Genomic DNA, 16,138 nt, shown 5'->3' with positions numbered 1-16,138 from the left:
GCCGGCGGCACGCTGGTCTGCCTGTGCACCAGCAATCCGGTGAAGGTGAAGGTCAAGGGCCAGATCGCCCACAACCATGCCTGCGGCTGCACCAAGTGCTGGAAGCCGGACGGCGCCATCTTCTCGGTCGTGGCCGTTGCCGGCAGCGGCGACGTCACCGTCACCGAGAACGGCGACAAGCTCAAGGTGGTCGATCCCTCGGCCCTCATCCAGCGCCATGCCTGCACAAGCTGCGGCGTCCACATGTACGGCCCGGTCGAGCGCGACCATCCCTTCAAGGGGCTGTCCTTCATCCATCCCGAACGCTTCGAGGAGGACGGCTGGTCGCCGCCGGGCTTCACCGCCTTCGTCTCCTCGATCATCGAATCCGGTGTCGATCCGAGCCGCATGGACGGCATCCGCGCCCAGCTGAAGTCGATCGGGCTCGAGCCCTATGACTGCCTCAGCCCCGGCCTGATGGACTATATCGCCATCTGGACCGCCAAGAAGTCGGGCGCCTTGGCGGCATAGTCCGCATTGCCACGTCGGGGGGCGTGGCGATCGCGCCGAAAATCTCCGGGTTGCGGCCGACGAGGCCGCATCCCTCGACAGTGCCCCAAAGCGCCTGAATTTGCCACTCATCCTGGCGCCGCCGTCGATTTCCCGATGGTCGAGAGCGCCTTCGATCGGGCGAGCGTCCCTACCGCTACAATCTCTTTGTCAGCAAGCCGTCCACGGTCATTGGCGCATCTGCCGGCGCCATCGGAACCGCGGTCGCCTGGCGCCGTCAATTCAAGCGCGTCAACCATGCAGGGTCCGCTGCTTCGGTTTCGGCGAAGCAAAGGACAGAAAAAGACTTCTTTTTGCGATCCGGCCCGGATGCTCTCTTGCGGGACCTAGAACAAGGCCCGCCTGGGAGGGCGACGCATAACAAGAGAGCGGCTGCCGAAACGACAGCCTGGCATACGCCACTCGAACGAGGTCGATGCCGGTAACAGCCATAGGGGAACCACGACAATGAAGACATTTCGAAATTGCCTGATGACCGCGGTCAGCGCGGGCCTGCTGGGCCTGGGGCTTGCCGCTCCCGCCAACGCCGGCGCCATTCGCCTCGGCATGACCACCTGGGTGGGCTACGGGCCGCTGTTCCTTGCCCGCGACCTTGGCTACTTCAAGGAAGCCGGCGTCGATGTCGACCTGAAAGTCATCGAAGAATCAGCGCTTTACATGGCGGCGGTGGCTGGCGGCGATCTCGACGGCGCCGCCTCCACCGTCGACGAGCTGATGAAGTACCGCTCTGACGAACTCTGCTTCAAATACGTGGTGGCGCTTGACGACAGCCATGGCGGTGACGGCGTCGTCACGCAGGCCGACGTCAAATCGCTCAAGGATTTGAAAGGCCAGCCCGTCGCCTTGAACGAGGGCTCTGTTTCCGAATTCTGGTTCAACGTGCTCCTGAAAAAGGAAGGCATGACCGAGGACGATGTCAGTGTCACCAACATGACCGCCGACGATGCGGCGACCGCCTTCATCGCCGGCCAGGTTCCCGCCGCCGTGACCTGGGAGCCGCATCTCACCGAAGTCCGCAAGGGCGGAAAGGGCAAGGTGCTGATCGATTCCACGACCACGCCTGGCCTGATCGTCGATGTGATCGCGCTCAAATGCGACCTGATCGAGAAGCACCCCGAGGATGTGAAGGCCCTCATCAAGGGCTATTACAAGGCGGTCGACTACATCAAGACCAACCCGGAAAAGGCCTATGAGATCATGGCCAAGGGCATTGGCGGCTATCTTGAGAAGCCCGAGGATTTCGCGGCCGGCGCCCAGGGCGTGCGCTACTATGACCGCGCCCGCAACCTGGAATTCTTCGGCACGCCGCAGAAGAGCGAAGCGTCCGACCTGGTGAACTTCGCGCAGGACATCTGGGGCAAGGCCGGCAAGCTCAAGATGACGATCGACTCGAAGACCATCCTCGACACCGATTTCATCAAGGAACAGTGAGCCTTCGGGATAGCCGGGATCGGCCCGCCCGGGCCGATCCCGGTTTCTCGAACGCCTGAGCTTCGCGCCTGGGTCGGTTCACCGTTTCACCGAAACGGCGAACCTTTCTATCTCTTGTTTTGACGCAATTCCGAACGGAAAACCGCCCTCACTTTTCCTGGAATTGCTCTAAAATCAACGGAGGCCATCTTATGGCACAAAGGCGGACGGCGTGGACACGCCTGACGACCCCATTCGCCAACATCCCCGCCAGCACGGCAACGACACTCGCGCTAGCGATGTGGGTGGTCGTGATCGGCGGCTGGGCGTTGCTGTCCTATGGCCGCGTCGTGCCGAACATGTTCCTGCCGACGCCTGGAACCGTACTGCAGACGACCTATCGCATGTCGCTGGACGGCAGCCTTTTCTACCACACGCTCACCAGCGCCAAGGTGGTCATCCTGGGCTTCATCGTGTCCTCGGTGATCGCGGTGCCGCTGGGACTGTGGATGGGGACCTACCGGGCGGTGCAGGCACCGCTGGAGCCGCTGGTCAATTTCATCCGCTACCTGCCGGTGACCTCCTTCGTGCCGCTGTTCATCCTTTGGATCGGCATCGGCATCGAGCAGCGCATCGCGGTCATCTTCTTCGGCACCTTCTTCCAGCAGCTCGTGATGATCTCCGACTGCGCGCGCGGCGTGTCCAGGGATCTGGTCAACGCCTCCTACACTCTGGGCACCAAGCGCTCGGAGGCGGTGTGGCACGTCATTTTCCCTGCCGCGCTTCCCTCGATACTCGACACGCTTCGCGTCACCATGGGCTGGGCCTGGACATATCTCGTCGTGGCGGAGCTCGTCGCGGCGTCGAGCGGCCTCGGCTATATCAGCCTCAAGGCGATGCGCGGCTTCCAGGTCGATGTGATCTTCATGGCGATCGCCGCGATCGGGCTTCTCGGCCTGATCACCGACACCGCATTCCGCATTCTCCGGGCAAGGGTCGCGCCATGGGCGCCTTGATAATGAACGCATCCTCGCAAACCGCAGCCGGATCAAGGGTAGTGATGACCGAAATCGTCAAGGCGAACATTCCGGCCGGCACGGCCCATGCGGCCGGCGATCCGCATTCGACCGGCACCACGATGGCCATCGAGGACGTGACGCTGCGCTATGGCGACGCCAATGGCGTGCTGGCGCTGGACGATGTGTCGCTGAAGGTGGCGAAGAACGAATTCTGCGTCATCGTCGGTCCTTCGGGGTGTGGCAAATCCAGCCTGCTTTATCTCGCCGCCGGCCTCAATGACGCGACCTCGGGCACCATCAAGGTGGACGGCAGGGAAGTGATCGAACCCGGCCCCGACAGAGGGATGGTGTTCCAGAGCTACACCCTGTTTCCCTGGCTCACGGTGCGCGCCAACATCGAATATGGACCCAAGCGCAAGGGCCTGCCGGCGGAGCAGCGCAAGCAGATCGTCGACCAGTATCTCAACGAGGTCGGCCTCGCGCCCTTTGCCGACCACTATCCCGCGCAGCTGTCCGGCGGCATGAAGCAGCGCGTGGCGATCGCCCGCGCGCTCGCCAATGATCCGGCCGTCCTCTTGATGGACGAGCCGTTCGGCGCGCTCGACAGCCAGACGCGCGGCACCATGCAGAAGCTGCTTTTGCGCGTCTGGGAGCGGCAGCAGAAAACGGTGCTGTTCGTCACCCACGACATCGATGAGGCGCTGGTGCTTGGCGATCGCGTTCTGGTGATGACGGCCAGGCCCGGCAAGATCAAGGCCGAGATCAAGGTCGACATCCCGCGGCCGCGCTCGATGGACGTGATCCTCGAACCCGACTTCATCGCGCTCAAGCGCCGCATCCTCGGCCTCCTGCACGACGAGATCGACGAGGATCACTAAACCAATCTCGTCGCGGCAGGATTTCACCGTTCATTTCCGTGAAATCAGCGCAGCCGCTGGGGATTGACCAAAGCCTCTCAGCTTCGTCATCCACGGGCGGAGCGGACGCGGAGACCCGAGGATCCATTCCGTAACCTTGGCCGAGGCGCAGCGGAGCAGAATTCTTCACCGCGGCGGCGCCTCGGCGTCACGGAATAGATTCTAGGGTCTGCGCGCGTCGCTCCGCTCCTTGCTCCGCCCTAGAATGACGCTGTTTGGGGGACAAGCCAATTCCAGACGTTTGCGATGGTTCACCGAAACAGCGGCGACCTATTTGCCGAGGATCATCTCCGAAGCCTTCTGCCCGATCATCATGCTTGGCGCGTTGGTGTTGCCGCCGATCAGCTTCGGCATGACCGAGGCATCGGCGATCCGCAGCCCGTCCACGCCGCGCACCTTGAGCGTCGCCGGATCGACGACAGCCATATCGTCGGTTCCCATCTTGCAGGTTCCGACGGGGTGATAAACCGTCAGCGCCTCGGCGCGCAGATAGGCGAGGATCTCGTCGTCTCTGCGGACGTCCTTGCCCGGCAGCATCTCCTTGCCGCGCACCGCGTCGAACTCGGACGAGGCAAAAATCTGGCGCGCGATCTTGATGCCTTCGACCAGCACCATGGCGTCGTCTTCATGCGTGAAGAAGCGATGGTCGATCAGCACGTCCCGGCGGGAACTGTCGCGCGACAATTTGATCTCGCCCACGCTTTTCGGCCGGAGCACGCAGGTGTGAATGGCGTAGCCGTGGCCGTATTCGATCAGCCTGCCGCGATGGCTGCGATAGCCGGGCACGAAGTGGAACTGGATGTCGGGAAGGCCGTTCGCGAGCCTGGTCTTCGCGAAGCCGCCGGCTTCGACATAGTTGGTGGTGAGCATGCCCTTGCGGCGCGCGAAATACTGGAAGGGTGCCGCCGCGATACGCGGCAGGTTGGCGATCGACAAGCCGAGCGTCCTGGTGCTCCTGGAGCGCACCGTGATCATGCCGTCGACATGGTCCTGCAGGTTCTTGCCGACACCCGGCAGATCAAGAACCGGCGTGATGCCGATCTGCCGGAGCTCGGCTGCGGGGCCGATGCCGGACGCCATCAGGATCTTGGGCGAATTGATGGCGCCGGCCGAGAGCACGATCTCGCGGTTTGCGGAGAGCGTCTTCTGCTGGCCCTCGTGCCGCACGCGCATTGCCGTGGCGCGGCCTTCGGCAATGACGAGGTCGATCACCTCGCATTGGCTGAGCAGCGTCAGATTCTTGCGGTCGCGCACCGGACGCATGAAGGCGCTGAAGCTGCTGAAGCGCTGTCCGCGGTCCTGCGTGACGTTGTAGATGCCGAGGCCGAACTGGCTTTCGGCATTGAAGTCCGCGTTGGCGGGCAGGCCGGCGTCCCTGCCGGCCTTGACGAACATGCTGGAAAGCACGTTCGGATCACGCGGATTGTCGACCAGCAATTCGCCGTCGTCGCCATGATAGCGCGGGTCCTGGCCGAGCAGGTTGCGCTCCAGTTTCCTGAACGCGGGCAGCACGTCGCGATAAGCCCAGCCGGCGCAGCCGAGCGCGGCCCACTCGTCATAGTCCTCGGCGGCGCCGCGAATATAAACCATCGAGTTGATCGAGCTCGATCCGCCCAGCGCCTTGCCGCGATTGACCGGAATGCGGCGGTTGTTGAGCTCAGGCTGCGGCACCCCGACGAAACAATAGTCGTAGGCCGGGTTGCCGTAGAGCGAGAGGATGCCCGCCGGCACCTTGACCCGCAGGCTGTTGTCGCTGCCGCCGGCCTCGATCAGACACACTTTGACCGACGGATCGGCGCTCAGCCGATTGGCGACCACGCAACCGGCCGAACCCGCGCCGACGACGATGTAGTCAAATTCAGCCGCTTCCATCCAACTCCCAAGACGCGGCCTCAAGCCGCGGGTTCGTCCCAGACCGATCTGCCGCCGACGATCGTTTTCAGCACCTTGATGTCCGCGATTCTGTCCGGCTCGACCTGCAGCGGATCATCGGAAAGGACGATGAAGTCGGCGAGCTTTCCCGCCGCCAAACTGCCCTCGTCGTTTTCCCGGTGGCAGGCAAAGGCCGCCCCCAGCGTATAGGCATGAACCGCCTGCGCGACGCTGATCCTCTGCTCAGGGACCCAACCGCCTTCCGGCTGGTGGTCCCGGCTCTGGCGCAACACCGCATTGCGAATGCCGATGAGTGGATTGAGGTCGACGATGGGCCAGTCAGTTCCGAACGCGACGGCGCCCGCGGCCTCGATGATGGAGCGAACAGGAAAGGCCCGCGGAAGAGATCCGGAGCCGACACGCATTTCCCAGAGCCCTTCCATCCCGAGCCATTGGTCTCGTGGATAGATCATGGCGGGCTGGAAGCTGGCTATCGCTCCTATCTCGCCAAAACGCTCGATGTCGCGCGCGGTGGGTATTTCGCAATGCTCTACCCGCGGCCGGAGCTGCCGCGAGCGTTCCCCGTCCGCGGCATAGGCGTCGAGGGCCATTTCGATGGCGCCCGCCCCAATCGCGTGTGTCCAGACCTGAAATCCTTCCCGCTGCGCATGGCTGACGGCCGCGTTGTAGGCCGATACCTTCCAAAGGCATGTTCCGGTTTCGCCCGGTTTGTCGGCATAGCCCTGGGGCATGAAGCCGGTGTGGGATTCCAGCACGCCGTCCAGGAAGAATTTGATGACACGCCCATCGAGAAAGTCAGGGTCGAGTTCACCCCTCCATCCGGACACGCGCGCAATCACCTCGTCGAGGTTCGACTCCGGGTTTGCAATGCTCGAAAGCGTGAACCGCAGGCTTAGCTCGCCATTCGCGAATATTTCAGCCAGCAAGGGGACCGCTTCGTCGTCCATCCCGGCGCTTTGAACCCGCGACAGTCCCAAACGGCTTGCTTCTTTGATGGCGGAGAGCAGCGCCGCTCGCATATCGGATTTCGAAGATTGGGGAACCAGGGTTTCAAACTGGGACCACGCTTTCTCCTTCAACCACCCGGTCGGCTCGCCGCTCGCGTCTCTCACGATCTCGCCACCTTCCGGGTCGGGCGTGTCCCGTGTGATGCCGGCAAGTTCCAGCGCCTTGCTGTTCACCCAGGCCGCGTGCGCCATGCCTGAGCGGAAGAAAACCGGGCGATCGGCAACAACCTGATCGAGAAGCGATTTGTGGAAGCCGCCTTCGGGGAGATCGGGGTAGCCGTAACTGAATTCGCTGCCCACGATCCATGCGCGGTCGGGATGGGTTTGCGAATAGGCCTTCAACCGGGCGAGGACGTCGCCAAAGGTGTTTGCCTCGCGCAACCGTACTTCATCGAGATATTTGCTCCCCCAGGCAAAATGGACATGGGAGTCGATGAAGGCCGGCATTGCGAACCGACCCTGGAGATCGACGATTTCGGCATTCGCGGAGGCCTGCGCCCTGACGGAGGACAAAGAGCCGACGGCAACGATGCGGTCGCCGCGAACCAGCATCGCCTCAGCGGTGGGATTCGCCGCATCGACCGTGTATAGCGCGCCGTTTGTATAAAGGGTCTCTCGCGCCATTTCACTCTCAGCGGTCGTCGCTCTGATGCGGGTGACGCAGGGAACCACCAAATCCAAGGCGCAAGAATTATTTTTTCCAGCACCCTTGCTTAGGGTCCGCCTAAGCTTTTCCCGATGTCCGGAGCCGGGAATTGGATGCCCCTCGGTGATCCCCTTCCAGCGTTTAGGGATAAGCTAAGCACTGACACATGAAATCATAATTTTCGCTCCGCCAGCCCGTCACTAAAAGCAAACCGGACCTCCATCGCAGCGGCGAAAGCCCTATCGAAAGAGACGTGGATATGTCGGTTGAGAAGGTAGACACGCTCGTCGTCGGTGGCGGCCAGGCCGGGGTGGCGATGAGCGAGCACCTGAGCAAATGCGGGGTGCCTCATCTTGTCCTCGAACGCGGCCGGATCGCCGAACGCTGGCGCTCGCAGCGGTGGGACTCCCTGGTCGCCAACGGTCCGGCCTGGCATGACCGGTTTCCGGGCATGGAGTTTCCCGTGACTGGCCCCGATGGCTTTCCTTCCAAGGAGGAGGTCGCCGACTATTTCGTCGCCTATGCAAAGCAGATCAACGCGCCGATTCGCTGTGGCGTGGAGGTCAAGCTCGTGCAGAGAAATGTCGGCCGTCCGGGATTTCGCGTCGAGACGTCGGATGGCGTGATCGAAGCCAACAGCATTGTTGCCGCGACCGGACCTTTCCAGGTCCCCGTCATCCCGCCCGTCGTTCCTGCGGATGCCGGCATCCTGCAAATCCACTCCAGCGCCTACCGCAACCCGGCGCAGCTGCCAAAGGGTGCGGTGCTGGTGGTCGGCGCGGGATCCTCAGGCGTGCAGATTGCCGACGAGCTGCAGCGCTCAGGCAGGCGCGTCTATCTCTCGGTCGGTCCGCACGATCGCCCGCCGCGCGCCTATCGCGGCCGCGACTTCTGCTGGTGGCTGGGCGTTCTCGGCAAATGGGACCTGGAGACCCCGGGACCCGGCACGGAACATGTCACGATCGCGGTCAGCGGCGCTCGCGGCGGCGAGACGATTGATTTCCGCCGCCTGGCCGCGCAGGGGCTTACGCTTGTCGGCATGACAAAGACATACCAGGACGGCGTGATGACTTTCGCGCCGGACCTTGCAAAGAACATTGCCCGCGGCGACGCCAATCTGATGTCGCTGCTGGACGAAGCCGATGCCTATGTTGCCCGCAACGGTCTCGACCTTCCGGAAGAACCCGCTCTGCGCAAGATCGACCCCGATCCGGACTGCGTGACCAATCCGATCCGCGAACTCGACCTGGCCGAGGCCGGGGTCGCGACGATCATCTGGGCAACGGGCTTTGCCGTCGATTACAGCTGGCTGAAGGTCGACGCTTTCGACGAGAAGGGCCGGCCAAGGCATCAGCGAGGCGTCTCGGTCGAGCCCGGGATCTACTTCCTGGGACTGCCCTGGCAGTCGCGAAGAGGGTCGAGCTTCATATGGGGCGTCTGGCACGATGCCAAGCATGTGGCCGACCGTATTTCGACGCAGCGCAAATATCTGGCCTATCACGCCGCCGCGACCCGCGAGCCCGTGGACGCCTGACCAAAGCTGCGAGCCCGACCCTTATGGAGACCGAGATGGCGCATACGCGAATTCGCAAATTCAATACCAAGGACACCTATCCCGAGCAGAAGCTCGACAATGATCTCTGCCAGGCGGTCGTCACGCGTGGCGGCCGGACCGTCTATCTGCGTGGGCAGTGCCCGCAGGACCTCGATACGGCGAAGAACATCGACAGCCACGATCCGGTCGAACAGACCCACAAGGTCATGCAGAACATCAGGCAGCTCATCGAGGAATGCGGCGGCACGATGGAGCATCTGGTGAAGGTGGTTATCTACATCACCGACGTCCGCCATCGCGAAGCCGTCTACCGGACGATGGGCGAGTACATCAAGGGCGTCCATCCGGTTTCCACCGGGCTGGTCGTGTCGGCCCTGGCGCGGCCGGAATGGCTGGTCGAGATCGACGGCACCGCCGTCATCCCGGACTGAACGCCATGACCTTCTCCATCGTCGCGCGTTGCAGGCGTACAGGCATGTTCGGCGTCGCGGTGTCATCGTCGTCTCCCGCGGTCGCGGCGCGTTGCGCCTACGCGCAGGCCGGCGTCGGCGCGGTCGCCAGCCAGAACGTCACCGACCCGACTCTCGGGCCACGGGCGCTTGAGTTGATGGCGCGCGGCGCCTCGGCCACGGAGGCCGTCGCCATCCTGAAGCGCACGGACGCTTTTATCGAATACCGGCAGATACTGGCTGTCGACGCCGCGGGGGTCAGCGCGATCCACTCCGGGCCGAAAGCGCTCGGCATCTGGGCCGAGGCGCGCGGCGAAGACGTGGCCTGCGGCGGCAACCTGCTTGCAAACGACGGCATCCCGCGCGCCATGGTCGACGCCTTCCTTGCCTCCGAAGGCGATCTCGGCGATCGGCTGATCGCCACGATGCGCGCCGCGCTCAAAGCAGGCGGCGAAGCGGGGCCTGTCCGCTCCGCCGGCATGAAGCTGGTGCGCGATGTTTCCTGGCCCGTCGCCGACCTGCGTTGTGACTGGACCGAGGACTGCCCGATCGAGCAGCTGGCGGGGCTGTGGGACATCTACAAGCCCCAGCTCGATGCCTACGTGACCCGCGCCCTCAACCCGTCCGGCGCGCCGAGCTATGGCGTTCCCGGTGACGAATAGCCCGACCAGTCTTCTGGAGCCAGCATGAGCGAACTCAGCCATAAGGAATGGATCGGCAAGGCGTCGGCGATCCGTTTTCGCGACAAAGCCTTCATCGACGGCAAGGCCGTGCCGGCCCGCTCCGGCCGAACCTTTGCCAGCATCAATCCGGCTACGGGAGCGACGCTCGCCGAGGTCGCTTCCTGCGGAGAAGAAGACATCGATCTGGCCGTCGCCGCGGCCCGGCGCAGCTTCGAGGCCGGTGTGTGGTCGCGAACGGGCCCCGCGCATCGCAAGCAGGTGCTGCTCAGGCTGGCGGAGCTGCTGCGCGAGAACCTGCCGGAGCTGGCGCTGCTGGAATCGCTGGATATGGGCAAGCTGGTCAAGGACGCGGCCACCATCGACGTGCCGGGCTCGGCGGCGATCTTCCAGTGGTATGCCGAAGCGATCGACAAGGTCTATGACGAGGTGGCGCCGACCGGCCATGGCGACTTGGCACTAGTGCGACGCGAGCCGCTTGGCGTCGTGGGTGCCGTGGTGCCGTGGAATTTCCCCCTCGACATGGCGACCTGGAAATGCGCGCCGGCGCTGGCGGCCGGCAATTCGGTGGTGCTGAAACCGGCCGAGCAATCGCCTTTCTCGGCGCTCAGGCTGGCGGAGCTCGCCATGCAGGCGGGCTTGCCCGCCGGTGTGCTCAATGTGGTGCCCGGCCTCGGCGAGACCGCCGGCCAGGCGCTTGGCCGCCATATGGACGTCGATTGCCTCGCCTTCACCGGGTCGACCGCCGTGGGCAAGCTGTTCCTGCAATATTCCGGCCAGTCGAACATGAAGCAGGTCTGGCTGGAGACCGGCGGCAAGAGCCCCAATCTGGTGTTCGCCGATTGCGCGGACCTCGACGCGGCGGCCGACATGGCCGCCTTCGGCATCTTCTTCAACCAGGGCCAGGTGTGCTCGGCCAATTCCCGGCTTCTGGTGGAGCGCGGCATCAAGGATGCGCTGGTCGAGAAGCTGGCCGAGCGTGCGGCGGCGACCCAGCCCGGCGACCCGCTCGATCCGGCATCCAGGATGGGGGCGATGGTCGACGCGCGGCACGCCGCGACAGTCATGCGCTTCATCGATGGCGGCAGGAAGTCGGCCCGGTTGGTTACGGGCGGCGGTCGGATCTCGGTCGACGGGCGCGGCAGCTTCGTGCAACCCACCATCTTCGACAATGTTGCGCCCGAGGATCCGCTTGCCCGCGACGAGATATTCGGTCCGGTGCTGTCTGTCATCGCTTTCGACACCGAAGACGAGGCGCTCCGGATTGCCAACGACAGCGTCTACGGGCTGGCGGCATCGCTTTGGACCGACAGCCTGTCGCGGGCACACCGCATCGCGGAAAAACTGCGCGTGGGCACGGTCTCCGTGAACACCGTCGACGCGCTGAGCCCGATGACGCCCTTCGGCGGCTTCAAGCAGTCCGGCTTCGGGCGCGACCTGTCGCTGCATGCGCTCGACAAATACACCGCGTTGAAGACCACCTGGATCAAGTACTGAGGACCGTGACCTTGATCACCGGGTGCAAACCGGCAACATAGGACCATGCCGCTCCGCTTCACACTCAGACAACTCGAATACTTCGTCGCCGTCGGCGAGGCTGGTTCGATTGCCAAGGCGGCCGAGCAGGTCAATGTCTCGCCGCCCTCGATCTCGGCCTCGATCGCCCAGCTCGAAGCGGAGTTCGGCGTGCAGCTCTTCGTGCGCAAGCACTCGCACGCGCTGGCGCTGACGGCAGGCGGGCGCCTGTTCCTCAAGGAAGCCGCGCGGCTGCTCAACGACGCGGATGCGCTGCACGACATTGCCGGCGATATCGCGGAAAAGGTGCGCGGCCCGCTGGCGATCGGCTGCCTGCTGACCTTTGCGCAGATCGTGCTGCCGGCGCTGCGCCGGAAATTCGAGGACGCCTATCCGGATGTGCGCGTCAGGCAGTTCGAGCGCAACCAGGGGCAGTTGTTCGAGATGCTGCAGCGTGGCGAAATAGACGCAGCACTGACTTACGATCTCGAATTGTCGCAGGACATGACGTTCGAGCCGCTGATGCAGCTGCCGGCCTATGTCATGCTGCCGGCCGCGCATCGCCTGGCCGCGAGGGCGGGCATCACGCCCGAGGAACTGGTCGACGAGCCGATGGTGCTGCTCGATCTGCCCTATAGCCGCGAATACTTCCTTTCGGCGTTCCAGGGCCTGCGGCCCAGGATCGTCGAGCGCACTGGCGATATCGCCGTGATGCGTTCGATGGTGGCCAATGGCTTCGGCTACGGCATCGCCAATATGCGGCCGCTCAACACCATGTCGCCGGACGGCAAGCTGCTGGTCTTCGTGCCCTTGCTGGGCGACCTGCGGCCGCTGACCATGGGAATCGCGCTGCCGAACGCCGAGCACCGCACGCTGACGGTGCAGGCCTTCATCGACCACTGCCGCCGCTTCGTGGTCGAGCAGGGCGTGTTCGGCACCGAACGCATCGTCAAGTGAGCGACATCACGGCCAGCCGTCGGCGAGGCGCGACAGCAGCCTCTCCAGCATCTCGTCGCAACGCCGCAGCTGTTCGACGCTGATATATTCGTCCGGCTTGTGCCCCTGCGCCATCGAGCCCGGTCCGCAGACGACGGCGGGCGTGCCGAGATCGCGGCTGAACAATCCGCCTTCCGTGCCGAAAGCGACCTTCATGGTGCTGTTGGCGCCGGTCAGCGATTTGACGAAGGCGACGGCTTCCGAAGCGGCCGGCGTGTCGAGACCCGGATAGGTGTTGGTGATCTCGATGTCGATCGCCGCTTCGGGCGCGATAGAAGCGGCGCCGGCGGCAATGCGCGCCGCAGCACTGCGCAGCCTATCGAGAATGCCGGCGGCATCGTCGGCGGCGACGTTGCGGATCTCGAAATCGACCTGGCAAAGGTTGGGCACGATGTTGAGCGCCACGCCGGCATTGATCTTGCCGACATGCACGGTCGTGTAGGGAATGTCGTAGTCGCCGTCGCGAGCGCCGTCGCGGGCCAGCCGATCCTGTTCGTCGCGCAAGGCCCGCACGAAATCACAACCGAGATGGATGGCGTTGAGCGCCAGCGGGGCGAGCGCCGAATGGCCTTCGCGTCCCTTGCAGAGAGCGCGCGCCGCAAGCTTGCCCTTGTGCCCGGTCGCCACCTGCATGTTGGTCGGCTCGCCGACGATGCACAGCAGCGGCCGTTGGGGCGCTGCACTCAGCATTTCGATCAGGTCGCGCACGCCGAGACATCCGACTTCCTCGTCGTAGGAGAGCGCCAGATGCAAGGGCGTGCGCAGCGCCATCTTCCGGGCCTTGAGACAGGCCGCGAGAGCTGAGGCCACGAAACCCTTCATGTCCGCCGCGCCGCGCCCGAAAAGCTTGCCGTCGCGCTCGGTCATCGCGAATGGCGGCAGGGTCCAGTTCTGGCCGTCGACCGGAACGACGTCGGTATGGCCGGACAGCATGATGCCGGGCTTGTCGGCCGGTCCGATGGTGGCAAAGAGATTGGCCTTGTGGTCGTCCGCGCTGTGGATGATCTGGCTGGCGATGCCGCTCTCTCCGAGCAGCTCCGCCGCATAGCCGATGAGGTCGAGGTTCGAGTCGCGGCTCACTGTCGGGAAGGCGATCAACTTTTCGAGGATCCTGGTGCTGTCCATATCTCTTGTTCCGTTGCCGCAGCCGGCTTGTTTACATCGCGCCGTAGCGGTCCTGAAGTCGCATTTGGCTCAGCCCCGATTCATCGCAGGCTAATCCATGCAAGGGCGATTAGGCGCGTCCTAATCCGCACAGAAGAAATCCATAGTTTTCCCGCGCCGGCGCCAACTTATGAGTAGTCTCGGCAACTGCGGCAGCGCCAAGCCGACAGGAAGGAAGCACCATGCGCGACCCACGCTACGACATTCTGTTCGAGCCGATGAAGATCGGTCCGGTGACGGCCAAGAACCGTTTCTACCAGGTTCCCCATTGCAATGGCGGCGGCTATCGCGATCCTTCGGCCGCTGCCGAGATGCGCCGGATCAAATCCGAAGGTGGCTGGGGCGTCATTTTCACCGAACAGACGGAGATGCACCACACCTCCGAGATCACGCCCTTCATCGAGCTCAGGCTGTGGGACGACGCCGATATTCCGGCCTTGGCCAAGATGGCCGAGGCGATGCACGAATATGGCGCGCTGGCCGGTGTCCAACTCGCCTATTCCGGCATCAACGGCCCCAATCTCTACACCAAGGAGGTCCCGCGCGGGCCGTCGGCCTTGCCGATCCGCACCTTCACCAACGATCCGGTGCAGGCGCGCGCGATGGACAGAGAGGATATTCGCGACCTGCGCCGCTGGCACCGCAACGCCTTCAAACGCGCCAAGCAGGCGGGCTTCGATTTGGTCTGCCTCTACGGCGCGCACGGCTTCGGCATCGTCCAGCACTTCCTGTCCACTGCCACCAACCAGCGCAGCGACGAATATGGCGGCTCGCTGGAAAACCGCTCGCGGCTGATGCGCGAGCTGATCGAGGAAGGGCGCGACGCGATCGGCGACACGTGCGGCCTGACGCTCAGGCTATCGCTCGACGAGATGATCGGTGACCTTGGCTTCGCCAATTCGGAAGTCCGCGACATGATCGAGATGCATGCCGAGCTGCCTGATCTCTGGGATCTCGCCCATGGCGCCTGGGAGGACTGCTCGGGGCCGTCGCGCTTCAAGGAAGAGGCGGCGCAGGAAAGCCTCGTCTCCGGCATCAAGAAGCTGACCTCCAGGCCGGTCGTCGGCGTCGGCCGCTTCACCTCGCCGGATGTCATGGTCAGGATGATCAAGTCGGGCACGCTCGACTTCATCGGCTGCGCCCGCCCGTCGATCGCCGATCCCTTCCTGCCGAGGAAGGTCGAGGAGGGCCGCATCGAGGATATCCGCGAATGCATCGGCTGCAACATCTGCATCACCGGCGACATGACGATGTCGATCTCGCGCTGCACGCAGAACCCGACCTTCATGGAGGAATGGCGCAAGGGCTGGCATCCGGAGCGCATGCAGGCAAAGGGCGACAGCGACAGCGTGCTGATCGTCGGCGCCGGGCCCGCCGGGTTGGAGGCCGCTCGCGCGCTCGGCCTGCGCGGCTACCAGGTGGCCATTGCGGAAGCCGGCACCGAGCTTGGCGGCCGCGTGGCGCGCGAGTGCCTGCTGCCGGGCCTGTCGGCCTGGGGCCGGGTGCGCGACTACCGGCAGTACCAGCTCAGCCAGATGCCGAATGTCGATATCTATTTCGAGAGCCGGCTGTCGGCGGACGACATCCTGTCCTTCGGCTTCCAGAACGTCGCCATCGCCACCGGATCGACCTGGCGGCGCGACGGCGTGGCACGCGCCCATGTCGTACCGATGCCGATCGACGCCGCCATGCCGATCTACACGCCCGACGATCTGATGGGCGGCAAGGTGCCCTCCGGCAACGTCGTGCTGTTCGACGACGACCACTATTACATGGGCGGCGTGCTGGCCGAGCTGACGGCGCGCCAGGGCGCGAAAGTGACCCTGGTGACCCCTTCGGCCTATGTCTCGGACTGGACCCGCAACACGCTGGAGCAGGGGGCCATCCACCGCCGCCTGGCGGAGTTGGGGGTCGATATCGTCCTTAACAGGACCGTCACGAGCATCGTTTCGGGCGGCCTCGCGACGGCCTGCGTCTATACCGGCGCGAAAGTGGACATGGCCGCCGATGCCGTCGTCCTGGTGACGTCGCGCAATCAGGACGACGCCGTCTGGCACGCGCTGAAAGCCCGGGAAAACGAGTGGGCCAACAATGGCATCCGTTCCGTCAAGGTCATCGGCGATGCGGAAGCGCCGGGGCCGATAGCCTGGGCTACCTATGCCGGCCATCGCTTCGCCCGCGAGCTGGACGAAGCCGATATCGGTGACGCGCTGCCTTTCCGGCGTGAGGTGACGGCGCTGGCGGACCGGTAGCGCCGCTCAATTGGCGCGGCAGCGCTTTGCCAGATCCGCGCGGCTTCCGTCGCCGGCAGCTGAAATTACCAAGGAAATCCGATATC

13 protein-coding genes and 1 pseudogene are annotated in these 16,138 nt (G+C 64.2%); 11 read left to right on the top strand and 3 right to left on the bottom strand.

Annotated elements, in window-relative coordinates; all coding sequences use genetic code 11:
* The 5 genes and pseudogenes from gfa to FJ424_RS16905 form a co-directional block, all read left to right on the top strand.
* A partial coding sequence (gene gfa / locus FJ424_RS16925; protein ID WP_140786365.1) for an S-(hydroxymethyl)glutathione synthase occupies window positions 1-510 on the top strand: 510 nt, incomplete at its 5' end.
* Between the two features lie 164 nt (window positions 511-674).
* A pseudogene (locus tag FJ424_RS34055) lies at window positions 675-758 on the top strand (ACP phosphodiesterase); the annotation flags it as partial.
* A gap of 262 nt (window positions 759-1,020) precedes the next feature.
* On the top strand, window positions 1,021-1,980 hold the full coding sequence (locus FJ424_RS16915; protein ID WP_246677271.1) for an ABC transporter substrate-binding protein: 960 nt from the start codon (window positions 1,021-1,023) through the stop codon (window positions 1,978-1,980).
* Between the two features lie 191 nt (window positions 1,981-2,171).
* On the top strand, window positions 2,172-2,975 hold the full coding sequence (locus FJ424_RS16910; protein WP_140651198.1) for an ABC transporter permease: 804 nt from the start codon (window positions 2,172-2,174) through the stop codon (window positions 2,973-2,975).
* A gap of 122 nt (window positions 2,976-3,097) precedes the next feature.
* Window positions 3,098-3,856 carry an ABC transporter ATP-binding protein gene (locus FJ424_RS16905; protein ID WP_210239423.1) on the top strand — a complete coding sequence of 253 codons (759 nt, stop codon included), beginning with the start codon at window positions 3,098-3,100 and terminating at the stop codon, window positions 3,854-3,856.
* Window positions 3,857-4,165: 309 nt separating this feature from the next.
* Here FJ424_RS16905 and FJ424_RS16900 read toward each other — a convergent pair whose 3' ends face one another.
* A complete protein-coding gene (locus tag FJ424_RS16900) occupies window positions 4,166-5,767 on the bottom strand; it encodes a GMC family oxidoreductase N-terminal domain-containing protein (protein ID WP_140651201.1) in 1,602 nt (533 codons plus the stop codon).
* Between the two features lie 20 nt (window positions 5,768-5,787).
* Window positions 5,788-7,419 carry an amidohydrolase gene (locus tag FJ424_RS16895; protein ID WP_140651203.1) on the bottom strand — a complete coding sequence of 544 codons (1,632 nt, stop codon included), beginning with the start codon at window positions 7,417-7,419 and terminating at the stop codon, window positions 5,788-5,790.
* Between the two features lie 281 nt (window positions 7,420-7,700).
* Between FJ424_RS16895 and FJ424_RS16890 the strand changes: the two genes are divergently transcribed.
* From FJ424_RS16890 to FJ424_RS16870, 5 genes are read left to right on the top strand one after another with little or no spacing between them, the layout of a single operon-like run.
* Window positions 7,701-8,975 carry an NAD(P)/FAD-dependent oxidoreductase gene (locus FJ424_RS16890; protein WP_140651205.1) on the top strand — a complete coding sequence of 425 codons (1,275 nt, stop codon included), beginning with the start codon at window positions 7,701-7,703 and terminating at the stop codon, window positions 8,973-8,975.
* A gap of 35 nt (window positions 8,976-9,010) precedes the next feature.
* Window positions 9,011-9,427 carry a RidA family protein gene (locus FJ424_RS16885; protein WP_140640275.1) on the top strand — a complete coding sequence of 139 codons (417 nt, stop codon included), beginning with the start codon at window positions 9,011-9,013 and terminating at the stop codon, window positions 9,425-9,427.
* A 5-nt stretch (window positions 9,428-9,432) separates the two neighbouring features.
* On the top strand, window positions 9,433-10,107 hold the full coding sequence (locus tag FJ424_RS16880; protein WP_140651206.1) for a DUF1028 domain-containing protein: 675 nt from the start codon (window positions 9,433-9,435) through the stop codon (window positions 10,105-10,107).
* A 24-nt stretch (window positions 10,108-10,131) separates the two neighbouring features.
* Window positions 10,132-11,622: an aldehyde dehydrogenase gene (locus FJ424_RS16875; protein WP_140651208.1), complete on the top strand. Its 1,491-nt coding sequence runs from the start codon at window positions 10,132-10,134 to the stop codon at window positions 11,620-11,622.
* 45 nt (window positions 11,623-11,667) lie between these two features.
* Window positions 11,668-12,597 (top strand): LysR family transcriptional regulator, encoded by a 930-nt coding sequence (locus FJ424_RS16870; RefSeq protein WP_140651210.1) that lies wholly within the window; start codon window positions 11,668-11,670, stop codon window positions 12,595-12,597.
* Window positions 12,598-12,603: 6 nt separating this feature from the next.
* Here the strand turns inward: FJ424_RS16870 and argE are convergent, their stop codons facing one another.
* The gene (argE, locus tag FJ424_RS16865; protein ID WP_140651212.1) at window positions 12,604-13,761 is read right to left on the bottom strand and encodes an acetylornithine deacetylase; all 1,158 of its coding nucleotides are present in this window, start codon (window positions 13,759-13,761) and stop codon (window positions 12,604-12,606) included.
* 221 nt (window positions 13,762-13,982) lie between these two features.
* Between argE and FJ424_RS16860 the strand changes: the two genes are divergently transcribed.
* Window positions 13,983-16,052, top strand: a complete 2,070-nt coding sequence (locus FJ424_RS16860; RefSeq protein WP_140651214.1) for an NAD(P)-binding protein — start codon at window positions 13,983-13,985, stop codon at window positions 16,050-16,052.
* Window positions 16,053-16,138 lie beyond the last annotated feature (86 nt).

It is taken from the genome of Mesorhizobium sp. B3-1-8 (genome assembly GCF_006439495.1).
GTDB lineage: Bacteria > Pseudomonadota > Alphaproteobacteria > Rhizobiales > Rhizobiaceae > Mesorhizobium.
The sequence above is the reverse complement of the archived record's forward strand: the minus strand, read 5'-3'. Positions and strand labels throughout refer to the sequence as shown.